This window comes from Nocardioides sp., from assembly GCF_035481145.1.
GTDB lineage: Bacteria > Actinomycetota > Actinomycetes > Propionibacteriales > Nocardioidaceae > Nocardioides.
In genome coordinates this window covers 18,815-28,187 of sequence record NZ_DATIHB010000164.1, presented here as the reverse complement: position 1 = coordinate 28,187, position 9,373 = coordinate 18,815, and the positions used below count along the sequence as shown (strand labels likewise).

Annotated in this window: 9 protein-coding genes; 8 read left to right on the top strand and 1 reads right to left on the bottom strand. The window is 70.5% G+C overall.

All coding sequences use genetic code 11. The features are described 5' to 3' along the window. Nucleotides 1-267: 267 nt before the first annotated feature. Entirely contained in the window at nucleotides 268-1,980 is a 1,713-nt protein-coding gene (locus VLF38_RS14000) for a sigma-70 family RNA polymerase sigma factor (RefSeq protein ID WP_325271854.1), read from the bottom strand. A gap of 215 nt (nucleotides 1,981-2,195) precedes the next feature. Here VLF38_RS14000 and VLF38_RS13995 point away from each other — a divergent pair, with 215 nt between their 5' ends. The 8 genes from VLF38_RS13995 to VLF38_RS13960 all read left to right on the top strand — a co-directional run bounded on the left by VLF38_RS13995 (nucleotide 2,196) and on the right by VLF38_RS13960 (nucleotide 9,353). Further along, a complete protein-coding gene (locus VLF38_RS13995; protein ID WP_325271853.1) occupies nucleotides 2,196-2,816 on the top strand; it encodes a hypothetical protein in 621 nt (206 codons plus the stop codon). Nucleotides 2,817-2,860: 44 nt separating this feature from the next. After that, on the top strand, nucleotides 2,861-3,631 hold the full coding sequence (locus VLF38_RS13990; RefSeq protein ID WP_325271852.1) for an inositol monophosphatase: 771 nt from the start codon (nucleotides 2,861-2,863) through the stop codon (nucleotides 3,629-3,631). Nucleotides 3,632-3,643: 12 nt separating this feature from the next. Further along, nucleotides 3,644-4,249 (top strand): phosphatidylinositol phosphate synthase, encoded by a 606-nt coding sequence (gene pgsA / locus VLF38_RS13985; RefSeq protein WP_325271851.1) that lies wholly within the window; start codon nucleotides 3,644-3,646, stop codon nucleotides 4,247-4,249. A gap of 59 nt (nucleotides 4,250-4,308) precedes the next feature. Further along, nucleotides 4,309-5,208, top strand: a complete 900-nt coding sequence (pdxS, locus tag VLF38_RS13980; protein ID WP_325271850.1) for a pyridoxal 5'-phosphate synthase lyase subunit PdxS — start codon at nucleotides 4,309-4,311, stop codon at nucleotides 5,206-5,208. A gap of 24 nt (nucleotides 5,209-5,232) precedes the next feature. Next, a complete protein-coding gene (locus VLF38_RS13975; protein WP_325271849.1) occupies nucleotides 5,233-5,784 on the top strand; it encodes a DUF6891 domain-containing protein in 552 nt (183 codons plus the stop codon). A gap of 77 nt (nucleotides 5,785-5,861) precedes the next feature. After that, nucleotides 5,862-6,791, top strand: a complete 930-nt coding sequence (locus tag VLF38_RS13970; protein WP_325271848.1) for an acyltransferase family protein — start codon at nucleotides 5,862-5,864, stop codon at nucleotides 6,789-6,791. 62 nt (nucleotides 6,792-6,853) lie between these two features. After that, the gene (locus VLF38_RS13965; RefSeq protein ID WP_325271847.1) at nucleotides 6,854-7,852 is read left to right on the top strand and encodes a diiron oxygenase; all 999 of its coding nucleotides are present in this window, start codon (nucleotides 6,854-6,856) and stop codon (nucleotides 7,850-7,852) included. A 31-nt stretch (nucleotides 7,853-7,883) separates the two neighbouring features. Then, nucleotides 7,884-9,353, top strand: a complete 1,470-nt coding sequence (locus VLF38_RS13960) for an FAD-dependent oxidoreductase (RefSeq protein ID WP_325271846.1) — start codon at nucleotides 7,884-7,886, stop codon at nucleotides 9,351-9,353. Nucleotides 9,354-9,373: the final 20 nt, after the last annotated feature.

The window sequence follows — 9,373 nt, the reverse complement described above, 5'->3', positions numbered from 1 at the left end:
GCGGCAGGACGATGACCGGGTCCGAGGCGAACGCAGGCATCGGGGCCATCGTCAGGCTGGCGAGGGCGAGCGGGGCGGCGACGACGAGGTTGCAGATCATCTTCTTCATGGCTGGTTCTCCTTGGCGGGCTGTGGTGGTGTGCTGCTTCGGAGGTAGGAGCAGCCAGCCGGGAGTTCCTTGCACTTTTTCCAAGAACCTTTTTCAGACCTCGTCGGGCGGTCTGGACGAGCCGCCGTGCGGCGTCGTGCTGGCGGAGGTCCGCCGGGTCAGCCCGGGCACGGGTTGATGTGAACAGCGCGGGACGGTCCAGTGGTCGTGTTGCCGCGGACGTCGCGGGCGACGACGTACAACGTGTAGGTGCCGCCGACGGTGACAGGGCCGATCTTCGCGGACCAGGAGCTGCCCGAGACGGACATCGCCGTCTGCCCCTTGCCAGCCGGCCCGGACCAGAAGAGCACCACGGAGTCGAGCCGTGACTCGTCGCGGACAGATGCGCTGACCGTCACCTCGCAGGACGGGTCGGCGCCGGTGGCAGGTGCCCCGACCACAGGAGGGTTCTCCTCGGTCAGCGTCACCGTGACGGACCGGCTCTGCCCGGCGCCACTGATGACGACGGTCGTGGTGGAGCGCCCCTCGGGAAGGTCGCTGCGATCGGCCGTGAGCGTCAGCTGGCTGCTGCCGCCCGGCTCGAGCGTGCCGGCACCCGCAGAGATACGCAGCCACCCGGCCCGGGACGTGGCGGTCCAGGCGAGGGGAGAGCCACCCTCGTTGCGGATCGTCACGGCGCCTGTCGTGCTGCGCTGACCGAGGTCGACAGCGGTCCTCGAGATGCTGAGGAGGGGAGGAGCCGGCGCGACCGACGTCGCGGAGGCGGTCGGCGAGGGTGTGTCGCTCGGCGTGGCACTCGCGGTGGGAGAGCCGCTCGGCACCGCTGAGAGTGTCGGCGTCGGCGCGGGCGTCACCGTGCCGGCGACGATCCCGTCCGCGGGCACCGTGCCGGGAGCATCCGCCTCCGCCAGCGACCAGCGCACCACGGTGCCGAGGAGCAACAGGAAGAGCAGGACGCCGACGAGCGCGGTCAGACGTGCGTCGGCCAGCCATCCACCCCGCCGGCGATCCCGATCCCCTGCGTCCGGCGCGAGCGGCGCGGCAAGCCCTGCGGCGGCAGCGGACGGCGTCGTCCACGCGACCAGCTCGAGGTCAAGCACCCGGTCACGCAGGGAAGGTGGGGCAACGAAGACCGGCACCGAGGCCAGGAGAGTCCAGGGGCTCACCATGGTGCGCCGCAGCACGGCACAGATGGAGCAGTTGTCGACGTGGCGCGCCACGCGCTTGCGCACCAGTACGGAGAAGGTGCCGTCCCAGTCGCCCAGGACGCCCGCCAGGTCGGGGCAGTCGTCGCGCCCCATGCGCGCGATGAGCAACGCGCCCAACGACCGCTCGACCTGGGTGCGCAGGCGGGTCAGCATGACGTACGCGTTGGCTGCCGTGGTGCCCATGGCCTCGCCGAGCTCCGCCCCCTCGAGCCCTTGGCGCAGGTGCAGGTCGAGGAGGGCGCGGTCGCGGTCGGCCAGACCTGCCGCAGCTGCCCAGACGAGCTCCCGCAGCGCGGCCTGCTCCGCCTGCCGTTCCGGTCCGAGTCCGTCGTCAGCCATGTCGATCAGCTGCTCCTCGCCGCCATACGCGACGCGCTTGCGTGCCTTCAGTCGGCGCAGGCACTCGCTGCGGGTGATCGCGTAGAGCCAGGGGCGCAAGCGTTCGGGGTCCCGCAGTTGGGGCAACCTCTCGGCGAACAGGACGAAGCTGTCGGCCACTGCATCCGCGGCGTCCTCGCGGTGGCGCAGCATCGCGTAGGCGAAGTCGAAGAGCTTTCCGCCGTAGCGGTCGTAGACCTCGGCGAACGCAGCACGGTCCGCAGCCAGGACGCGCTCGACCAGCACAGCATCGGTGGGTCCGAGCGGCCCGGCGGGGGCAGTCACGATCGGATCCTATGGCCGTCCGCGCCACGCTTCCGGCGTTCCACGAGAACATCACTTCCTCCCGGTGCAATCTGGTGGTGTCGGGGGTGGGAGGACGCAGGACGCCCGACCTTGCAACTTTCTGCTGGGGTTGATCTACCCGCGAGTCGGGCGGAGTGTGGAGGTCGTGAGCGGCGGCGCCGCCGGGGCGCCGTCCCCGATCGAGGGAGACCGACGTGTTCGCACGCTCCACCACCATCACGGGCTCGCCGGCGGAGGTCGATGCCTGCATCGCCTACGTCCGCGACGACGTGATGCCGATGATCACGCACATGGACGGCTGTGTCGGCCTGTCCCTGATGGCCGACCGCGAGCGCGGCCAGTGCATCGCGACCAGCTCCTGGCGCGACGCCGAGGCGCTCAGCGGCAGCTTCGACGACCTCGCGACCGTGCGTGACAGGGCGACCGAGATGATGCATGGCACCCGCCACGTCGAGGAGTGGGAAGTCGCCTGCATGCATCGCGAGCACCCGACGCTCGAGGGCGCGTGTGCGCGGTCGGTCTGGCTACGCACCAACCACACCGACATGGACAAGGGCATCGGCATCTACCGCGACGTCCTGCTCCCGATGCTCGAGGGCCTGCCCGGCTTCTGCAGCGCGAGCCTCTTCGTCGACCGCGCCACCCAGCGCGCCTGTGCCACCACGTCGTTCGACAGCATGGAAGCGATGGCCGCGAGCCGCGAGGAGAGCTGGGCCATCCGGGAGAGGGGTGTCCGCGACGCTGGCGTCGACGTGCTCGATGCGGCCGAGTTCGAGCTCTGCATCGCTCATCTGCGGGTGCCTGAGCTGGTCTGACGTCGTTCACCCGGTGGTCGCCATGGGCCGGTAGCGTCGCGCCCATGAGCGACCTCGCCGCCGACCTCGAGCTCGCCGCCTCGCTGGTCCGCGAGGCGGGAGAGCTGGCCGCGCGCATGCGTCTCGACGGCGTGGCCGCGAGCAGCAAGGGCTTGCTCTCCGACATCGTCACGGCCGCCGACCACGCGGCCGAGGAGCTCGTGGTCGACCGGCTCCGCCGGGAGCGACCCCAGGACGGCATCCTCGGAGAGGAGGGCGCGGCGTACGTCGGCACCTCCGGGCGGACGTGGGTGATCGACCCTGTCGACGGCACGTGGAACTTCTTCCACGGCCTCGACTGGTGGTGTTCAGCGATCGCGCTGACCACCGAGGACGACGTCCTCCTGGGAGCCGTCCACCACCCCGCCACCTCCACGACGTACGCCGGAGGGCCGGGCGCCCCGGCTACGCGCAACGGCGAGCCTCTCGAGGTCCTCGACGACCGTCCCTCCGCCGAGGTCTGTGCGGCGACGTACCTGCACCCTGACCGCCACGCGACGGAGGCGGGGGAGGCCTGGCGCCGGGCTGTCGCGCTGCCGGCCACACTCAGGGTGCTGGGATCGGGCAGCATGGATGCGATGGCGATCGCGACCGGCACGCTGGGCGTGAGCTTCCAGCACGACGTGCCGCCGTGGGACCGCCTGCCGGGCGAGGCGATCGTGAGGTCGCTCGGCGGCGCGCGGCGCGAGGTCGAGGCCGGGGGAGTGACGTGGAACGTGCTCGGTGTGGCGACCGCCGTCGACCAGGTGGCCACGGCACTGGCCGGTGGACGCTAACCTGCCGCCACCATGCTCGAACGCTTCCGCGGCTTCTGGACCGCCCTCCTCGCCCCCATCGCCAATCTGCTGCTCCGCCTGGGCGTCAGCCCCGATGCGGTGACCCTCGTCGGCACCCTCGGCGTCGTCGCCGGCGCCTTGGTCTTCTTCCCGCAGGGGATGCTCTTCACCGGCGTCATGGTGATCACGGCGTTCGTCTTCAGCGACCTCCTCGACGGCCACATGGCGCGGACCGCGGGTCGCACCTCGCCGTTCGGGGCCTTCCTCGACTCCACCCTGGACCGGATCGGCGACGGAGCGATCTTCGCCGGGCTGGCGCTCTACTTCGCGGGCCCCGGCGACTCGCAGCTCTACCTCGTCCTCTCCCTGGCCTGCCTGGTCATGGGCAGCGTCACCTCCTACGCCCGCTCGCGCGCCGAGTCGCTCGGGTTCGAGGCGAAGGTGGGCATCGCCGAACGGGCCGACCGGCTCGTCGCGATCCTGGTCGCGACCGGTGTCGGTGCGCTCCTCGACGTCCCCGAGCTGATGTACGCCGCCCTGTGGTTCCTCGCCGTGGCGAGCACCATCACGGTCGGCCAGCGCATCTGGGTCGTCCGTAAGCAGGCCCTGGCCGCGTGACGCTCATCATGCGGCGATAGGCTTGGGTGTTCCCCGAACCCAGTCTTGAAGGACCAGCAGTGAGCGACCAGCAGACCCAGGCCACCGGCACCTCGCACGTCAAGCGCGGCATGGCCGAGATGCTCAAGGGCGGCGTGATCATGGACGTCGTCAACGCCGAGCAGGCCAAGATCGCCGAGGACGCCGGCGCCGTCGCGGTCATGGCCCTCGAGCGTGTCCCGGCCGACATCCGCGCCCAGGGCGGCGTGTCCCGCATGTCCGACCCCGACATGATCGACGGCATCATCGACGCTGTCTCCATCCCGGTCATGGCCAAGGCCCGCATCGGCCACTTCGTCGAGGCCCAGGTCCTGCAGTCCCTCGGTGTCGACTACATCGACGAGTCCGAGGTCCTGACGCCGGTCGACTACGCCAACCACATCGACAAGTGGGCCTTCACGGTTCCCTTCGTCTGCGGTGCCACCAACCTCGGTGAGGCCCTGCGCCGCATCACCGAGGGTGCGGCGATGATCCGCTCCAAGGGCGAGGCCGGCACCGGCGACGCCTCCAACGCGGTCACCCACATGCGCACGCTGCGCTCGCAGATCCGCCGCCTGACCACCCTCGACGCCGACGAGCTCTACGTCGCCGCCAAGGAGCTCCAGGCGCCGTACGAGCTGGTCAAGGAGATCGCCGAGACCGGCAAGCTCCCCGTCGTCCTCTTCACCGCCGGCGGCATCGCGACCCCGGCCGATGCCGCGATGATGATGCAGCTCGGCGCCGAGGGCGTCTTCGTCGGCTCGGGCATCTTCAAGTCCGGCAACCCCGCCCAGCGCGCCGAGGCGATCGTCAAGGCGACCACCTTCCACGACGACCCCGACGTCATCGCCAAGGTCTCCCGTGGCCTCGGCGAGGCCATGGTCGGCATCAACGTCGACGAGATCCCGCAGCCCCACCGCCTCTCCGAGCGCGGCTGGTGACCTGCGCGCACACGCATCACACAGATGAGCAACAACGTCGAACGCGCGGAGCGTGAGCTCCGCGCGTTCGCGCGTCTCCAGGTCCGCGCCGGCCTGCTTCCGGAGGACGAGCAGCTCGCCGAGGTGCGCACCGCGGTGGCCGCCGAGCTCCCGCAGACGGACCCGGAGATCCTGGCGCGCGCCTGGCTCGCCGCAGCCCGCAAGGAGCTCCTGGCCGAGCAGCAGACCTGGCCGGCCACGACGGACGTCGACCGGCTCCGGTCGGCCTTCATGGAGTGCGGGCGCCACGGCGTGAAGGTCCTCGCTGGCGTGGAGGACCACTGGGTCGCACGCCGCGCTCTCGAGCAAGCCGGCGGCGACCTGCGGGGCGTCATCTGGTTCGTCCCGATGGACGTCTGGCATGCCGTCGACACACCCATGTTCGAGATCAACCTCTGGCACCCGACCGGCGCCAACGCAGCCGCGGGTGACCAACTGACGACCTCCGTGCTCGACTGCCTCGCGCGCCACGGGCTGAAGGCCCGCTTCGACGAGGGGCGGATCGAGATCGCTGCGCTCTGGCAGCGCCGTCTCTGACCGCTGCCTACACCGCGGCTCCCTTCGTTCACCACGGCGTCGCTGCGCCGCCACCCGCCCCGTGTTGGCTGGTCCGCATGGCCGGCCAGCGCATGGAGTGGATGGACACGCTGCGTGGTGCGGCAGTGGTCGCCGTGGTGGTGCTGCACGTCGAGCTGACCACCTCAGCCGTCACCGGTTACCCGCTGGCGCCGCTCGCCTGGATCGACGCGCACCTGGCCGCCGTACGGATGCCGCTGTTGATGCTGCTGAGCGGGGCACTGCTGTCGCGCTCGCTGGTCAAGGGCTTGCGGCAGCACGTGCGCGGCAAGGTCCGCGCGATCCTCTGGCCGTACGCCGTCTGGATGGCCGTCGACCTCACCCATGTCTTCGTCGACGCAGCCGCGGCAGGCCGCCCGGTGCCGTGGCACATGGCGAGGGAGGCGCTCTACGACCCGCCCGGCTACCTGTGGTTCCTCGCCTGGCTCTTCGCGTTCCACCTGCTGGCGGGAGTGCTCCCCGCCCGGATCCGGACCGTCGCAGCCCTCAGCGGACTGGTCATGGCCCAGGCGGCCGGCGGTGTGGCCCCTGACCTGGCCCGCTTCCTCTGGCTCCTCCCGTTCTTCCTCCTCGGCGACGCGCTCGCGCGGACACTTCCGCACGTGCTGCCGTCCGGCGCCGGGGCCGCTGCCAACCGGTTCAGCGTCCCTTGCCTGGCAGCAGTGGGACGCAGCTCGGTCGTCTACTACGTCAGCCACATGCCCGTCGTCGTGTACGCCGTCCCGCTGCTCTGGTTGGGCCTCGGCCTGCAGGCTCCGTGGGTGGTCGCGGCCCTCACCGTGACCGCAGCGCTGGCGGTTGGCTGGGCGCTGTCGACCGTGCAGCACGCCCCCGGCTGGCGGTGGCTCTTCGCCTGGCCGCGCCGTTCGCCCTGCCGGTCACCTCGCTCCAGGCCGCGCCTCGATGTGACGGAGCCCACGGGCGGAAACCCGCACTTTCCTGTTCTCCGTGACGCGTTGTCGCATTAACGTTGTGTGAACACGGCGTCTCAGGTAACCCCGAGGCCACGTTCGACCACGAGGTGAGTGACATGACGACTGATGTGACCTACGAGCAGCACCTGGCGACGCTCTCCCAGGGCTCGGTGGACCTCCACTTTGACCCGTTCGTCGACATCGACTGGGACTCCTACGACGTCTCGCCGGAGAACCCCGAGTGGATCCTTCCGCCGGAGCACGAGATGGGTGCCCACCCGTGGTACCAGTCGCTCTCGCCCGAGCGCCAGCGTCAGATCGGTCGGGCGTACATGGCGCAGGTCGCCAAGGTCGGCCTCGAGTTCGAGAACCTGCTGATCCGTGGCCTCATGCAGTACGTCTACGACCTGCCGAACGGCTCCGCGGAGTTCCGCTACGTCACCCACGAGGCGACGGAGGAGACGCACCACACGCAGATGTTCCAGGAGTTCGTGAACCGCTGCGAGTACGACGCCCCGGGCATGCAGCAGTGGACCAAGACGTTCGTCATGCAGACGTTGATCCCCGGCTTCGCGCGACTCTTCCCGGAGTTCTTCTTCATCCTCGTGCTCGGCGGCGAGGAGCCCATCGACCACATGCAGAAGGTCTACCTGCGTGCAGGCGAGGGCAAGATCCACCCGCTGATGCGGCGGATCATGCAGATCCACGTCGCGGAAGAGGCCCGCCACATCTCCTTTGCCCACGCGAAGCTGACCGAGGACGCGCCCGGCATGGGCAAGGTCCGCCGCGGGCTGCTGTCGGTGCTCACGCCGCTCGCGTTCCGGATCATGGCCGACATGATCCTGATCCCGCCGGGTCGCATGTGCGCGGACCTCGAGATCCCGCGCGAGGTGATCAAGGACATCTACTGGGAGGCTCCCGAGCGCCGCGTCGTGCTCAGCGAGATCTTCGGCGACGTCCGCATGCTCTCGACCAAGGTGGGCCTGCTGGACAACCGCGTGGCCCGCCGCCTCTGGAAGAAGCTGCGTGTCGACGGTGCGCCGTCGCGCTTCCGCGGCGAGATCCACGACCGTTCGATCCACGAGGCGGAGTCGGCGCAGCACCACGCCGCCTGACCCTCCGCCGCCGCTTCCCCAGAAGGCCCTCATGCCCCACGTCGTCACCCAGTCCTGCTGCGCCGACGCCTCGTGCGTCATCGCCTGCCCGGTCAACGCGATCCACCCGGGTCCGCTCGAGGAGGGCTTCGCGCTCGCCGAGCAGGTCTACATCGACCCGAAGACCTGCGTCGACTGTGGCGCGTGCGTCTCGGCGTGCCCGGTGGGCGCGATCAAGGCGCACACCCGGCTGGAAACCTCGGAGCTGCCGTTCGTCGAGATCAACGCCGACTTCTTCCGCGAGGTCGACCGGTCCGCCCGTCCGATCCTGGCGCCGCTGCGCAAGCGCTTCCGCCCGGCGGCGGAGAGCCTGCGTGTCGCCGTGGTCGGTGCCGGCCCGGCCGGTCTCTACGTCGCGGACGAGCTGCTCCACTTCCCGGGCGTCAGCGTCACGGTGCTTGACCGGCTCGACGTGCCCCACGGTCTGGCCCGTTTCGGCGTCGCTCCCGACCACGAGCACACCCGCAAGATCCGCACGCTCTTCGAGACCATCGAGAAGCAGGACGGCTTCACCTACGAGCTCGGGGTGGAGGTCGGCCGCGACGTCACCCACGAGCAGCTCGCGGCGGCGTACGACGCGGTCGTCTACACGGTGGGCGCGTCATCGGACCGGTCGATGGGCGTTCCGGGGGAGGACCTCCCCGGCAGCGTCTCCGCGACCAGCGTCGTTGGTTGGTACAACGGCCACCCCGACCACGCCGACCTCGGCCCGGACCTCTCCGGCGAGCGGATCGTCGTGGTCGGCAACGGCAACGTCGCCCTGGACGTCGCACGGATCATGACCGTTGATCCCGAGTCGCTCGCCGCCACCGAGATCGCGTCCGACGCACTCGATGCCCTCCGCAGCAGCGCGGTGCGCGAGGTGGTCGTCCTCGGGCGCCGCGGCCCGGCGGAGGCTGCGTTCACCCTGCCCGAGCTCGTGGGTCTCGCCGGCCTGTCCGATGTCGAGGTGCTCGTCGACGGAGGGCTGGCCGCGCTCGACGGCCTCGACGCCTCGCCCAAGCTCGACCTGATCCGCGAGATCGCTCGCCGCGAGCCGGGGGCGGGAGACCGCCGTCGCATCGTCCTCCGCTTCCACACGGCCCCGGTCGCCGTCGTCGGCGACACACACGTCACCGGCCTGGAGGTGGCCCGCACCGAGCTGGTGGCCGGCCCTGACGGCGTACGACGCGCCGAGCTGACGGCGGACCGTGAGGTGATCCCGGCATCGATGGTGCTGCGTAGCGTCGGCTACCGCGGGCGCCCGGTGCCCGGCCTTCCCTTCGACGAGACGACGGCCACCATCCCCAACGTGGCAGGGCGTGTCGAGCCGGGCGTCTATGTCGCGGGTTGGATCAAGCGCGGGCCGAGCGGATTCCTCGGCACCAACAAGACGTGCGCCGAGCAGACGGTCGACAGCCTTCTCGAGGACGTGGCGCGCGCACGGAGTGCGGCCGGATCTGACAAGATGGCGGCCCGATAACAACCCTCCAGGTCGAGAGT